This window comes from Natrinema halophilum, from assembly GCF_013402815.2.
GTDB classification, from domain to species: Archaea; Halobacteriota; Halobacteria; order Halobacteriales; family Natrialbaceae; genus Natrinema; species Natrinema halophilum.
In genome coordinates, this window is sequence record NZ_CP058601.1 from 3,969,751 (window position 1) to 3,983,199 (window position 13,449).

The following is a 13,449-nucleotide window of genomic DNA, read 5'->3' on the forward strand; positions in this document are numbered from 1 at the left end:
CATGCTCGCCTTCAGGTCCCTGCTTATCCAGTCGCGGTTAGAGCGTAGAATACTACTACCTCCGCAACTACGATCGAGTGTATCGTTGATTTCTGTGCAGGCGTTCGCTTTTACACCAAAATTCGTTTCAGCTCCGTCGATGGGCGTCGAGAACATGACCCGTAGTGCTCGGTAACAGGTTACGACTAGATCAGGCGATTACTGCGATAACTCAGCTGTTGCTCGTCCGTAGCTTCCATAGGTCGTCAAAATCGATTACCTCGATGTCGCTTCCATCGATGTATTCGAGCAACGACTCGTAGTCAGCCTTGGACATGGTATTGTCGGCGTCGAACCTGTGGAAGTTAAGGATCGTACACTGGTTGTGCTGTGCGGCAAGATCGACGCACTGTTTGGCTATATCGAGGTTGTTCCCGATCGTCCGTGGCAACACCAGCGGATCGAATCCATAGACGCTCGTCATGTTTACGTGACCGGCCTGATTGAAACCGCCACAGTAGTGGTAGTTCGTCGTTTGTTCGAGGCTCGTCTTGTCGAAGCTATTGTGGGGGTGAACGATGTAGTTCGCCCCTTCGAAATCGTTGTCAAGGAACCACTGCTTGTCCTTCCGAAGCCGCTCTGAAATTGCTTCTTCATCATCCAGTTCGGCCATGGGATTGTGCGTACCGTGGACAACGATCTGATCACCCGCATCCTGACGCTCCTGAAGCTGCGAGACCGACAGATACTGTTCGCTGGCTTGCTCGACCCGTCTTGGAATCACTGCCTGGACCGACGAGAACCCGTACTCGTCGTGGAGCGGGGCGGCCGTGTCGTAATAGTCGGTCATTCCGTCGTCCCAGCTTAGCATGACGTACCCGTTGTCGGCCGTCTGGTGTGTACGCAAATCGTCGAACCAGACCTCTGCCTCCGGTTTGGAGTGGAGTACGCGAATCTCGAGTCGATCGAGGTAATCCAACGAGGGTTCAACAGAGGATTGCTGGAAGACGCCGGGACTCGAACGGAACCAGCCAACGTCTGGTGAGCGATACGTGATATTCCGAAGAGAATACACTTTCTGGTTGCCGAATTGGTCGACGATCCGTAGATTGACCGTAATTCTCATCGGAGTCGTCGTCCGCAACGCAAGCGAGAGGTCCTTCTCAGTCAAATCCTCGCCCTGAAGGCTCCGTTCTACGGCAATGTCTTCGGTACCGTTTGACTGAAGTTTGAAGCTCTGTTCGCCGACGAATGCGATTTCTGTATCTGCTTCGCCCGTCCCCTGACCGACGGTCCAATCATCGAGGTTACTAAAGTCATCTAATGACTCTCCCGGTTGTCCATACTGTTCTCGGCTGTTAAATTTGGTTTCGAGCGCTGGAACCCCGTCTGTGAGTCCGGGTACGGACTGTTTGTCCGACGAATCATTCGATTCGTTATTGTCATTTCCATTACCACCGGGATTATTTATTCGGTCTGCACAGCCCGCCATCCCCGCAATTCCCGTCGCACTAGCGATTGCGAGAAACCGTCTACGCGACGCACGTTTCTGTACCATTGGCGAGCCGAAATTACCGACAGCGATCCTATTATTATAGATTCAATAGTTCGCGTACCCGGTTGCGCAGATCGAATGGAAACGGTCAGTTCGGTGCTTAACAATAGCATAGTTATTGAAAACTCGATTGACGGTTCTTCCGAAGAGGCGTACGTGAGCGAACTTCGTCTGGTGGTCAGTGTTTCAGCCGACACGTTCGGCAGTCGGTCGTTCCAACCGCTATCGTGCGCCGTCGATGAGGAACTCTCCGATGATGAACAGGGAACTTTTCGGCGTATTTGGCGGAATAGAGACGTTCGAGCGGTTTAGATCCAGTGCCGAGTTCGATGAGGTACTCAGGGGATCGACCATCACTGTCGGGGTTAGAGATCGGGATCTCGGCACTCCGGGTTGGAGCGCTACGTATGACTGTGACGACGGCTACTGCTTCGTCTGGGGTGAAGCATACGTTCCTGGTGGTGAACGTAACGCCGCCCGCTGGCTCTTCGAGCGATTCGAGACCGTCGGGTTAGATGCACTCGAGATGCTCAACGGATCGTATCTCGTCGTCATCGACTCTGACAACGGTGATTCGTTTGTCGCAACGGATCCAGTACGGTCCCGGGAGTGCTTCTATACTGACGAGCCGGGGGTTCGCGTCTTCGGAACTGACTCTGCAACGGTTGGACGAACTATTTCGGATCCGATGCTTCACCGGGATAGTCTCTTAGAGTACCTTCATTTGGGAGTAACTCTCGGTAAGAAGACCGCAATCACCGACTTACATCGATTGCCACTCGACAGCCGGCTCACGCCGAACTCTGTCGATTCATTCGACCGGTTCGTCTACCGACCTGGCGAGTTCGATTACGTGGCGGAACTCGCTGATCGACTCGATCGGGCCCTCCAACGACGGTCGTCGCTGCCCGGTCAGAAGGGGCTGTTGCTCTCTGCGGGCTACGACTCACGGATTATTCTCTCCCAGATCCCAGACATCGATCATACGTATACCGTTGGAACACCGAATGCAGCAGAGGTACGCACCGCAAAACGTCTCGCTTCGCAGTACGATTCGATCCACACTACTTTCCCGCCCGATGAGCGATATATTCGCCCGGACGAAACGAAGACGCGATACACACACGGGATCAAGGAATCGCTACACATCCATCACGGCGGTTATACCGACGAAATGGGTGTCGACACGATGTATCACGGCCTACTCTTTGATACATTTATACGCGGACATTTTACCGCCGATAATACCGTTGACGTTCTCGGCAAACCCGTTCCGACCGGTCGGCTCGATCCAGATCCCGACCCCGTCGAAGTGTTGCTCGATAAATTCGGTTATACCCGCGAGGCCAGTCTTCAACTTTCCGAACAAACGATCTTCGACGTCGACCCGGAAGCATTTGTCAGGCAGGCCATCGCCGACGAACTCGATTCGGTCGAGTGGCGGACGAACACGGTACAGAACAAACTCGCCTGTTGTGGCATCGCGAATCAACCGTCGTTGACGTTTCATTCACACCTGTCCGATCACTTCCTGACGCCGTTTCTGGCGACAGATCGCGACCTGCTTGACTGGCATCTCCGAACGCCACCGGAACACCGGACCACGGAAACGTTCCTCGAGGCGTGTAAGCGAATCGACGGCGATATTCTACGGCATAGACCGCCGGACCGACCATACGAAGCGACGGTGCTCAACGAGGTAGAAGGATTCGTCCGCCGGAAAACGCCATTTCTTCCGTCATTCGACCCTCCATGGCCAAACCGGGAATCTCTTTTCGAACAATACGATCTTGACCAACACCTATTGGCCGGTTTCGATCACGTTCATCCCCTCCCAGCTAGACACAAACTGAGAGTCAACGACCTCCGAGAGTGGCTCGAATGGTGGCCGAAATCTCGGACTGAGCCGCTTCCATGGTTGCGCCACCCGGAATCGTCGACAGTCTAACGTGCAAACGACTACAGAGAATATATTTTCCCATACATACTTTTCCAAACAGCTTCCCGAATACTAAATTACGGCCAGAAACCGCTCTAACGACCATTTATTTCGTTCTCGATTACTGAACCGTGAAAATACTTATGTACCGCGAACAGTTACCGCGGAATATGCGTCTGACGCCGTCCTGGTTTCAGTCATCGGCGGACGCTCCTGGCGAGGAGCGTTCGGGGGATTCTACTTCCGCATCAGGAGTCACAATTTATTATCCCCCGCAGACGGACCACGTAGAAAGCAACGAAGCTGACGCCAGACGAGTCAATGAGTACCTTCCAGAATCCGATACTGTTCTTCTCTCCACTCTCGACGAGATGAACATGCCTGTGACCGTCGATGAGGTGACCGATACGTTGATCGAACCACGACGTGCTTCTATCGAAACGTGGGCTGCGGTTCACAAACGGCTACACGAGGATCGCCTGCCTGCGCTCGACGCTTCACAAGCGATCGATTTCGATGAAACGCAAGGGATCGTCGATCGTGATTCTGCTCGTTCGAACACCACGCGATTACTCTTTCCGGCTTTGCTCGCGATAGCCTCGATCAGCGTTTTGCTCACTGTAATGGTATTCGTCTCGGGCCCTGCGTTATTTGCGGTGACGGTGTCACTCCTTACGACTGCTTCAGCCATCTGGTTCGTTCCAGGATACGTTTAGCACCCGCTCCTATCTTCAGTTTAGCATTCGACTTGCAGTAAGGATTGTAAAGAGGAATAAGATCAACGCGCTCAGACCAATGCCGGAAAGGAACGAAGCAAACGGAAGTTCCATCACTGCGCCCAGCAAGACTGCATAGCACAGGACCGTTGCACCGATGTAGTAGTCATCCCATTCCCCCTCATCAGAGTTTTTGTCGTGTGTTGATTCGTCAGTCGAATCCAGGTCGAGGTATTTCTCGAACTGGTCAGCGAGGGGTTTTCGTTCGACAATCCCCCGGTTTTGTTGATAGTCGATGACCCCAACCTCATCGAGTTTGGAAAGGTGAGACTGATAGAGTGGAATGTAGACGCGCTGGCGTTGCGTTGAGGTGAGCTCTTCGACGGTCGTATCGTGTTCCCACGCTGCGACCTGTTCTGCTACATCACGCATGCGAACAGGTCCCTCTGTCCCCCGAAGATATCGGAGGACCATCCGCCGTCGTTCGTTTTGCAGGAGATGAAAGATTTCGTCTTTCGAAAATGCAGGCTCTTCAGCGGGACTATCAGCCTCGTCGTTTGCACCCTGAGCCTCGTCGTCCGCACCCTGAGCCTCGTCGTCCGCACCTTTCCCCTCCTTTTCCTTTGAGCTGATATGTTTCGCTTTCATTGCACCAGTCTTCTGTTCTCAGAAGTGGGTAATAAAGTATCGAAACAGTGTATCTGTGTAATACACACTTTAGCCAATTTCATAAAGCTTGATTTCTTTTTTCGTTATTTTATATCTCCGTTATACTGCCCAAATCTCCCATTGTCTGGATTTTCGGAATATGGGTAGGGGTATTAATTTCGAAATTATGGTTTGCAGTAATTTCTCATTTTGAACCTGAATTTCTATATATTGCACGTGAGTGTACAATCAAGAATGTGGAAACAGTACGTTGGAAGGAATCTGTGTCGAGTTAGTTATACCTCATCGTCAGACTGGCGTCAGACCGACCCATCAGAGTTTGGCTTATCTTAGCGATAATAAACCGGCCTTCGCCCATAGAAACGACAAAATGAGCGATAATCAGTGGTGGTTTTTCGATCAGGCAGTCATTATCGCGGCAACAGGCGCTACCACTTTCGGGCTTATTTCGGACATAGATGGCGTGATACGAGTGCTCCTGGCGATGCCACTCCTTCTTTTCTTTCCCGGCTATACTCTCGTTTCAGCCCTCTTCCCGGACAAACCAGACGACGAATACCAATCCTTCGATGAGGAGAAAACTGGGCTTGGGAATCCACTGTTAGTTACTGGCGGACTCGAGTCGGTTGAACGCGTTATTATGTCTGTTGTATTTAGTGTAGCGCTCGTTCCAGCGATTGCCCTTCTCGCAGCCATAACCCCTAGGGGTTTGAACGCCGAAACGGTACTCTCCGGTCTTTCAGTGCTCACCGTTTTTCTCGCGCTCCTTGCGATTGGAGCTCGCTATCAGTGTCCTCCCGACCGACGCTTCGCTCCCTCGGTTTCGACACTGCTTCCGTTCTTTACTCAATCACGGCCGAACGGCTTCAACCGAATTGACACTACGCCCTACAACGTCGCAATCATCGTCAGTTTGATACTATTAGCAGCAAGCGGTGGATATGCTGTAGCGAACCCGCCCCAGGGTGATGGTTTCACTGAGTTTTCCGTTGCGACGGAAAACGTCACCAATGGTAACGACGTAATTTACGATTCGTCATTCACTGCGGGAGAACGACGTGATTTGCAGATATCGATCACGAATCAGGAACACGAGGAACAAACGTACACAACGGTGGTGTTGCTCCAGCGAGTCCAGTACAATGATGGTGAGGTGGCCGTACAGAATTCTACTGAATTGCAAAGAAAAACGTCGACGGTCGCCGATGGTGCAACTCACAACCAGACTCTCACCGTGACCCCGAACATGCAGGGAACGAACCTCAGGTTGTTGCTATTGCTCTATGAGGGTAGTCCGTCGTCACAACCAACCGCTGACGATGCGTATCGAGTTATTCGGCTACCGATCGAAGTGAATTAAATAGAGTTCTAGAACTTGCTTACGTCGTGCAAAGTTTTCACCTGCTCACGACCGTTGTCGCGTCTCGTTGCTTTTGGTAGCGACACAGACGCCGCCAACCAGGATTCGGTGACTAATCGACCTCTCGCTTGACTGCACCGCCTGACGAGGATAACTATATGATCGGCCGCCCTCCCTTCGTGTTTATTCTGCCCGAATTCACGGGGTCGAAACGTCCCGTTTGTCGTGTAGGTCCATCGCGGACAGGGATTGGAACGCGGTCCTCAGACTGGGTCTGACAGGACACAAAACCGCTACGCGATTTTGCGACGGTGTGGAATATTCTTTCTCGAGGTAGCAAACACGTAGGAGCGGGACGCACCGAATCAACGTCGTTCTAAAGAACTTTGCTCTCTCATCATCACGAAAGGCGCGGAGCGCATTTCGAACGACCTGTGGAGACTGCGCTCCCGACGGGAACCACTTCGGTTCCTGAAAAGTGCGTTCATCAGATTCCGACGGAATTTGATAGGCTGTCTGACGGAGACTGCCACCGTCGTACAAGCAGGAAATCCCATCTGCTTACGGGCGCGAACTGCCCGTTCGCATGGTCCGTGAGATCTTCGGTCCCACGCTGCCCTCAAGGAGCAACTGCAAGCGAGTAAGTAGGGTAGGGGTAGTTCACCTGGTTGCTGGCGACGGCGTGCACAGCGTGACATCCCCGTTCGTATAGACAGTCGCCTGATCAGGTCGGCAAATTTCCGATCGGGAGATTTGCGTTATTTCTGGGACCCCGTCAGTTGCGTTGAAGTAGGTGCCGGGATTCGATTGTCGAGATCGATAAACAGTGAATTTGTACTCATGAGTGCCCTCCGCTGGTAACGTCGCGGGCTTGGTCTCATATCGATCGTACGCACCGGTTCGTCCGATTAGCGTCTGATAGGGGTGATCGGTGTACAGTTCCTGGCTCGGATCGAGTTCACTTGCCTTCGGTCGGCCGGTGAGTTCGCCGATCGAGTCGACCGCAGCGAGTTCCGATTCTTCGTACGCGAGGCGCTCGTGATGGTGTGGAAACACGGGATTGTCGACGTTGCTCTCGGCTGAGAACGCCATTGCACCCGGATATATGAGAACGACCACGAGGAGGACGGCGACGACCACCCTCGGCGAGAGGTTTCGCCTGAGCGTTCGAAGTCCGACCGCACCGAGGATCGCCATCGGCGCGAAGAGGAACGCGAACCATCGCGTCGGAATAAAGTTATCGATGCCGAACATCGGTAGAGCGAGAACGAACACGAGCATGAACGCCGCGGCCAGCAAGAGCGTGAATACGGATTGTTCGGCGCGTCGTCTATGAAGAACGTATAGACAACCGACGAAGGTGATGCCAAGCAGGAGCAGGAAACCGAGATTGTCCACGTAGGGGACGACCTGATCTAGTAGCGTCGATGCAGTCTCTGCTCCCGCCTCGGCCGAACCCGATGAACCTGGGCTTTCGATCGCCAGAAAGCCGGCACTATCTTTGACCGTCTGTTCAAAATATGACAAAACAGTCTTCAGAAATGAATCTTTGTCCCCGTACGGCGTTACCGACCAGACGAAAATTGTCAGACCGGCGTCGAAGACGACGAGTCCGATGAGGTTGACCGGTTTTTTCGTCCGGAAGACGCTCGTGTCGAGTCGTGCAAGTCCTAGCGGACCAATCGCGAAGACGAGTTGTGCGAGAAATGCCGCGAGTAACAGCACGAGCATGATGAACGTCGATACCTGATGAGTGAATATGACGGCGACGCTGAGGAGGACGAGGAAGGAAAAGTCCCGAGTCGTATACTCGATCCGCATCACGCGAATAAGCGCGTACAGTACTGCCAGGAAGAAGACCAACCCTAGACTCGTGGGGATGATGTGCATTCCCCACCGCGCGACGTGGCTCCCCATGGCGTACAACGCCGTCGCCAGAATCGCCCACCGGGTAGAGACGAGCAGATTCGTCGTCGCGTAGACGAGCAAAACCGAGACGGTCAGTACGATGCCCAACGAGAGGTACAGTGCGCTTCGGATAGGGACATCATACAGAATCGACGAGGTCGCAACCATCAAGTGATAAAACGGCGAGGCGTAATGCTTATTCTCGGAGATAGCATTCAGTGATCCCTCAGAAACGAGTGACTGAATGAGTCTAGTGTGCGTCCAGATGTCGATCCCGATATACCCCTGTGTTACGTATAGTGCGGTGAACCGGAAGACGGCCGCAAAGAGGACGATTTGGAGAAGCAGCAGGCCGGGATTGAGATCCTGGTCGCTTGCGAAGACGATCTGAGCGACTACGAGCGTCCCCACGATACCCGACCCAACGAAAAACAGCAGCGTTCGCTCGCCCTGGACGACGGATAGCGTGACGAGCCCCGCGAGGCCAACGAAGACGATGCTCGGCAACGCCATCGTCACCGTGGACGGAAACGTCAGGTACGTTCCCTCCTCGTTTTGCTGGTACAGGGACAGGAGGTAAAGCGTGCAGGCAGTACCGAGGATGATCGGGACTGTATTCAGATATATCTGCGAAGCAAACATCCGCAACGGTAACAGTACGAGGGCGATCAGCAACCCCCCGATCGCCGCGAGAGTATCGAGTCGCAACGGGCGCAGTTCCGACAACGAGCTATATTTCATGACTAACCTCCATTTGAGGGGTCGCTCCGTCGGCTCTATCGAGAACGCGACGGTACACGTCGAGGACGCGATCACCCATAGACTCGAGACCGAGCCCATCGATTACGTCTCGGCCGTTCGTCCGTCGAGTGCCGTCGAGTACGCACTCGAGGCCGGTGATCAATTCATCGTCGGTCGTACCCACGATGCAGTTATCGACGTCGTCGATTGTCCGGCGGACGAAGCCGACGGCGGTCGAGACGATCGGGACGTTACAGGCGGCGGCTTCCTTGACGACCATCGGGCCGCTCTCACGCCGCGAGGTCACGAGAAGAACGTCGCTTGCGTTCATGTAGTAGGGCATCTCTTCGTAGGGAACCTCATCGATCGTTCGCACTTCGAGATCGGCGTTGGCCCGATCGACGACGCGTTCGGCCCGCTGAAAGTCCTTGACGTCCCGACTCGGGTCGTACGGAAACAGTGCGATTCGGTCGTCGGTATCCCACCCAACTCGCTCGCGGGCCTGGTCGCGGGGGATCGGCCGGAACTGATTCGTATCGACTCCAAAGGGAATCTCCACGTGATCGACATCGAGTTCTCGAGACATCACCGGACTTGGGACGATCGTTGCGTCGGCGAACCGGGCACCATATCGGCTAATCCGCCGGAGCCATCCCATATCACTCATCACGTCGGTTCCCCACAGTGTCAAGACGACAGGACGGACCGGCTGTGCGATCAGGAACGGTGCAACTAGCCCGTAATGGCCGTGCACGAGGTCATATTCGTCTGACAAAACGTGGGAAAGCACCTGGGGGTAAAATCGCAGGTAATCGAGCGGCGTCCGCGGCGACTCAGCGCTGTAATCCCCGGGAACGCCGATGACGGTACACTCGATGCCCCGGTCCTCGAGGACCGCGATCTGCTGTTCGAAAAACGAACGCGTCGATGTGATGAGATGAAGAATGTGCATTCTTATCCTGGGTTCGGTGTGGGTGCCGATCGATTCGAGCTCGCTTCGGCGCCGGCCATCTCGACCTTGCGGACGATGACGTCGGTCACATCGACTTGATCGGCGAGAAGCCGATCGCGACGGCGCTGCCACGTCGACTGGTCATCGTCCTCGATAATCGAGACCGCCCGCTCGAGCGAGCGAGCATGACGATCCGCACCGTTGTAGCTGAACACCAGTCCGTACTCCTGATCGAGTTCGGTCATGTATCCCAGCGAAAGTGTATTCACATACACTGCCGGGGTGCCGAGAATCGCTGCCTCGGCTGCCATCGTTGCCCCTTCGCCGACGAAGCAGTCCGCGTAGGCCAGCAAATCGTGCATCCGATCGGGCGCCAGATTGTACCGGTAAGGCTCGAGTTTGGCCGGCAGATCGACCTCTGAGGTGAGCAAGACGGTTGCGCCAGCGGCCTCGAGGCGGTCGACGACGTCGATAGGATTGTCGAATCCGCCTTGCCCAATGTCGTGAGAGGAGTCCCAACTGCTCAGACGCATCACGACGATTGTGTCGTTCGGCGTCAATCCGATATCGTCGAGGACGGAGGGGTCGGGTTTGAACCGGTTCGGATGTAAGTATGCGAGTTCGTGATATCCGGGGTACCGATACTGCTTCGCACCAATGTCGCCTTGATAGCAGTCCGGCGTACAAACGATATCGGCGAACGGATACGCGAGATTCTTGATGATCTTCGCATGCTCCGTGTCGTAGAAGACGACGCTCGTCGCACCGACCACTGATGCTACGTGAGAGGCGGCAACACCACCTATCGCCGTGATCACGTCCGGCTGTAATCGCCGCGCTCGGCGCAAAAGCCGAGCCTCGTATGTCGCCTGCACCGCCGCAAGCGAGAACAGCGAGTTCGATTCTCCGGCCAGCACCTCGTGATCGACCTCGGCTCGCTCGAGTAGTTCGACTGTCACTTCGTTTTCGCGCGCGAAGACGCATATCTCGTGACCCAGCGATTCGAGTTCCCGAATCGCGTGTTTAAAGAAGTGAACGTGGCCAGGGTGCTGGATCGTTACAATGACACGCATTACCGACGCACCCCCATTTTTGCGTTGTCACGAGCGTCGACTTGCATCGCGACCAGAAGGAGTCCGGCACTTGCCAGAAACGTAAATACAGCCGCCATCGGCTCGCGGACGGATGGCTCTCCGTTTATCACGTTCATAACGCTGATGGACGTGATCGCGACGGCGCTAGCCAGTGCGGTGATCCCCGACGTATAACAGATGACGGCGGGGTGGCGCCGGTCGGTCGCAAACTGGGCCCACATCCGTCGACAGAAGCCCCGGAGCAGTGTTACCGACGTCAACGGAACGAACGTTCGATACTCGATCGTACTCTCCTCGTCATCGTATACGGCCGGCATCGACACATCAGCGACGCGCATTCCCGCGATGTTCAACCGAACGAGCAAATCGTTCGGGTAATCATGGTCGTCCGGAAGCGACTCGATGTCGACTGCTGACAGCGCTTCGTGTGAAATCGCAGTGTATCCGTTCTGGGGATCTTGCAGCCGCCAGTACCCGCTTGCTATCTTCGTGAGCTGGGTCAGTAACCAGTTGCCGAACAACCGGAACGGGGGCATCTCCCGCCGAGAGAGTTGATCAGCGAGCCGGTTTCCCTTCGCGTAGTCGGCGTCGCCTTCCACGATGGGATCCAGCAGCGTCGGGAGCTGATCAGGATCCATCTGGCCGTCCGCGTCCATCGTGACTGCAATGTCGACGCCATCGTCCCGTGCGTGGATGTAACCGGTCCGGAGTGCGCCACCAGCACCTTTGTTCTCTGTATGGCGAATAGGGACTATCTTCGATCCGACGACGGCGCCGCCGTCAGGGAGCGAGGTCCGTATGCGTTCGCTCGTTTCGTACGCGTCGGTCTCGTCAGTCCCTTCATCCGCCTGCCTCGAGGCCGCCGCGTACTCCTGTATGATCCGCCAGGTTCCGTCGACCGAGTGGTCGTCGACGGCGTATATGCGATCAACGAAGTCGGGTATCGTCGCGAGGACATCGCCGATGTGGCCCTCCTCGTTGTACGCCGGGACGATCACGCCAATCGTGTGTCTACGGTACATTATAGACTGCGGTAGACGACCTCGACATCCGCTGCGTCTTCCGGTTCGAACGAACCTGCGACGTCTATCAGGGCGACGTCGTCGTCGTGAGCAGCCGCGATGTCGTCTATTTCGATGTGCTCGAACGCCGTGTGTGAGGTGGTAAGAACAACGGCGTCGAACCCATCGAGCGATAACGCTTCCTGAACGTCGATGCCGAACGATTCTCGGACTGCCGCAGGGTCGGCGTACGGATCGTACCCCGTAACCTCGATATCGAACTCACGAAGGTCGTCGACGACGTCGGCCACTTTCGAACTCCGGATGTCGCTGACGTTCGACTTGTACGTCAGCCCGAGAACCAAAACGCGACTCTCTCGTAGCGTCTTGTTGCACTGGTTTAATGCTTTGATCGTCAACTCGGCGACGTGGTTCGACATCGATTCATTTACCTCCCGGCTCGTAAGCGTCAGATCCGGATTTGCCCCGGCGCGTTTTGCCCGATGAGCGAAGAAGTACGGGTCGACTGGAATACAGTGGCCGCCAACGAGTCCAGGTCGGTAGTCGTGGAAGTTCCACTTCGTCCCCGCCGCCTCGAGTACCTCGCGCGTATCAAGTCCCAACTGCTCGAAGATCATCGAGAATTCGTTCATGAGTGCGATGTTGACGTCACGCTGGATGTTCTCGATGACTTTGCAGGCCTCAGCAACCTCGATCGAGGGAGCGCGGTGAACTCCGGCGTCGACGATGGATTCGTACAACGCCGCTACGTCGTCGAGAACTTTGTCGGACTGTGCGCTGACGACTTTAACCACGTTCTCGAGTCCGTGTTCGCCATCAGCTGGTGTTGCACGCTCCGGTGAGTACCCGACGAAGAAATCCTCGCCTGCCGTCAGATCGGATGCAGTTTCGAGTGCGGGAATGAGAACTTCGTGTGTCGAGCCCGGATAGACGGTCGATTCGAGGATAACTGTCGTTCCTGGGTCCATCTTGGAGCCGACAGTGGTCGCCGCGCTTTCGATATAACTGAGATCAGGCCGGTCGTCGTCGTCGATCGGTGTCGGAACGGTGATGATGACGTAATCGGCTTCACTGATTTCGGATGCGTCCGCGGTGTACGCTATGTCGTCGTCTTGAATTGCTTCGTCCGAGAGGTCACCGGTTGTGTCGGTACCCGATTGCAGTCTCTTTACCGTCGTTTCGTCGATATCGTACCCGATGACGCGGTAGTTTGACTGCGCGAACCCGACCGCGAGTGGCAGTCCGACGTAGCCAAGCCCGACGACACAGATCGTCGCTTCACGCGTCGACTGATCCGACGGATGCTCGAGGGTTGTTCCGTCGTGATTTGTTTCGATCGCATGAAGGTCGTTCTCTCGATCGTCTGCTCGCTTCTCCGTGTCGCTGATTATTGTGGTCATGAGTGATGCATTGTCGCTGCCCCGCCGCACTCGGTCGTGTGACGGTGACCGTTCGGTATCGTTGCACCCGCAATCGCGGGGACGTGCGTCAAAATCGCCAAGTCGGTGGCGGGG

10 protein-coding genes are annotated in these 13,449 nt (G+C 55.2%); 3 read left to right on the top strand and 7 right to left on the bottom strand.

From position 1 onward, the window contains the following. Positions 1-211: 211 nt before the first annotated feature. A complete protein-coding gene (locus HYG82_RS39880; RefSeq protein WP_179263564.1) occupies positions 212-1,537 on the bottom strand; it encodes a polysaccharide deacetylase family protein in 1,326 nt (441 codons plus the stop codon). A 253-nt stretch (positions 1,538-1,790) separates the two neighbouring features. Here HYG82_RS39880 and HYG82_RS39885 point away from each other — a divergent pair, with 253 nt between their 5' ends. After that, a complete protein-coding gene (locus HYG82_RS39885; RefSeq protein WP_179263567.1) occupies positions 1,791-3,482 on the top strand; it encodes an asparagine synthetase B family protein in 1,692 nt (563 codons plus the stop codon). Positions 3,483-3,643: 161 nt separating this feature from the next. Continuing rightward, on the top strand, positions 3,644-4,189 hold the full coding sequence (locus HYG82_RS39890) for a hypothetical protein (protein ID WP_235217759.1): 546 nt from the start codon (positions 3,644-3,646) through the stop codon (positions 4,187-4,189). Positions 4,190-4,204: 15 nt separating this feature from the next. Here HYG82_RS39890 and HYG82_RS39895 read toward each other — a convergent pair whose 3' ends face one another. Beyond that, on the bottom strand, positions 4,205-4,837 hold the full coding sequence (locus HYG82_RS39895) for a DUF7344 domain-containing protein (RefSeq protein WP_179263569.1): 633 nt from the start codon (positions 4,835-4,837) through the stop codon (positions 4,205-4,207). A 391-nt stretch (positions 4,838-5,228) separates the two neighbouring features. Here HYG82_RS39895 and HYG82_RS39900 point away from each other — a divergent pair, with 391 nt between their 5' ends. Further along, complete coding sequence (locus tag HYG82_RS39900; RefSeq protein WP_179263571.1) at positions 5,229-6,218, top strand: DUF1616 domain-containing protein; 990 nt, start codon at positions 5,229-5,231, stop codon at positions 6,216-6,218. Between the two features lie 660 nt (positions 6,219-6,878). Here the strand turns inward: HYG82_RS39900 and HYG82_RS39905 are convergent. Genes HYG82_RS39905 through HYG82_RS39925 form a run of 5 tightly spaced genes read right to left on the bottom strand, consistent with a single transcriptional unit; the run spans position 6,879 to position 13,335 of the window. Continuing rightward, positions 6,879-8,867, bottom strand: a complete 1,989-nt coding sequence (locus HYG82_RS39905) for a glycosyltransferase family protein (RefSeq protein WP_179263573.1) — start codon at positions 8,865-8,867, stop codon at positions 6,879-6,881. After that, positions 8,857-9,819 carry a glycosyltransferase gene (locus HYG82_RS39910; RefSeq protein WP_179263575.1) on the bottom strand — a complete coding sequence of 321 codons (963 nt, stop codon included), beginning with the start codon at positions 9,817-9,819 and terminating at the stop codon, positions 8,857-8,859. Before HYG82_RS39910 ends, HYG82_RS39905 begins: the two co-directional genes overlap by 11 nt. 2 nt (positions 9,820-9,821) lie before the next feature. Further along, the gene (locus HYG82_RS39915) at positions 9,822-10,892 is read right to left on the bottom strand and encodes a DUF354 domain-containing protein (RefSeq protein WP_179263577.1); all 1,071 of its coding nucleotides are present in this window, start codon (positions 10,890-10,892) and stop codon (positions 9,822-9,824) included. After that, complete coding sequence (locus HYG82_RS39920) at positions 10,892-11,935, bottom strand: glycosyltransferase family 2 protein (RefSeq protein WP_179263579.1); 1,044 nt, start codon at positions 11,933-11,935, stop codon at positions 10,892-10,894. Before HYG82_RS39920 ends, HYG82_RS39915 begins: the two co-directional genes overlap by 1 nt. Next, on the bottom strand, positions 11,935-13,335 hold the full coding sequence (locus HYG82_RS39925; RefSeq protein WP_179263581.1) for a nucleotide sugar dehydrogenase: 1,401 nt from the start codon (positions 13,333-13,335) through the stop codon (positions 11,935-11,937). Before HYG82_RS39925 ends, HYG82_RS39920 begins: the two co-directional genes overlap by 1 nt. Between the last annotated feature and the right edge of the window lie 114 nt (positions 13,336-13,449).

What these genes read in the sequence shown, in the direction of transcription:
- HYG82_RS39890 (WP_235217759.1), top strand. Translation starts at nt 3,644, where the DNA reads ATGCGTCTGACGCCGTCCTGGTTTCAGTCATCGGCGGACGCTCCTGGC.
- HYG82_RS39925 (WP_179263581.1), bottom strand. Translation starts at nt 13,335, where the DNA reads ATGACCACAATAATCAGCGACACGGAGAAGCGAGCAGACGATCGAGAG.
- HYG82_RS39895 (WP_179263569.1), bottom strand. Translation starts at nt 4,837, where the DNA reads ATGAAAGCGAAACATATCAGCTCAAAGGAAAAGGAGGGGAAAGGTGCG.
- HYG82_RS39885 (WP_179263567.1), top strand. Translation starts at nt 1,791, where the DNA reads ATGAACAGGGAACTTTTCGGCGTATTTGGCGGAATAGAGACGTTCGAG.
- HYG82_RS39900 (WP_179263571.1), top strand. Translation starts at nt 5,229, where the DNA reads ATGAGCGATAATCAGTGGTGGTTTTTCGATCAGGCAGTCATTATCGCG.
- HYG82_RS39905 (WP_179263573.1), bottom strand. Translation starts at nt 8,867, where the DNA reads ATGAAATATAGCTCGTTGTCGGAACTGCGCCCGTTGCGACTCGATACT.
- HYG82_RS39920 (WP_179263579.1), bottom strand. Translation starts at nt 11,935, where the DNA reads ATGTACCGTAGACACACGATTGGCGTGATCGTCCCGGCGTACAACGAG.
- HYG82_RS39915 (WP_179263577.1), bottom strand. Translation starts at nt 10,892, where the DNA reads ATGCGTGTCATTGTAACGATCCAGCACCCTGGCCACGTTCACTTCTTT.
- HYG82_RS39910 (WP_179263575.1), bottom strand. Translation starts at nt 9,819, where the DNA reads ATGCACATTCTTCATCTCATCACATCGACGCGTTCGTTTTTCGAACAG.
- HYG82_RS39880 (WP_179263564.1), bottom strand. Translation starts at nt 1,537, where the DNA reads ATGGTACAGAAACGTGCGTCGCGTAGACGGTTTCTCGCAATCGCTAGT.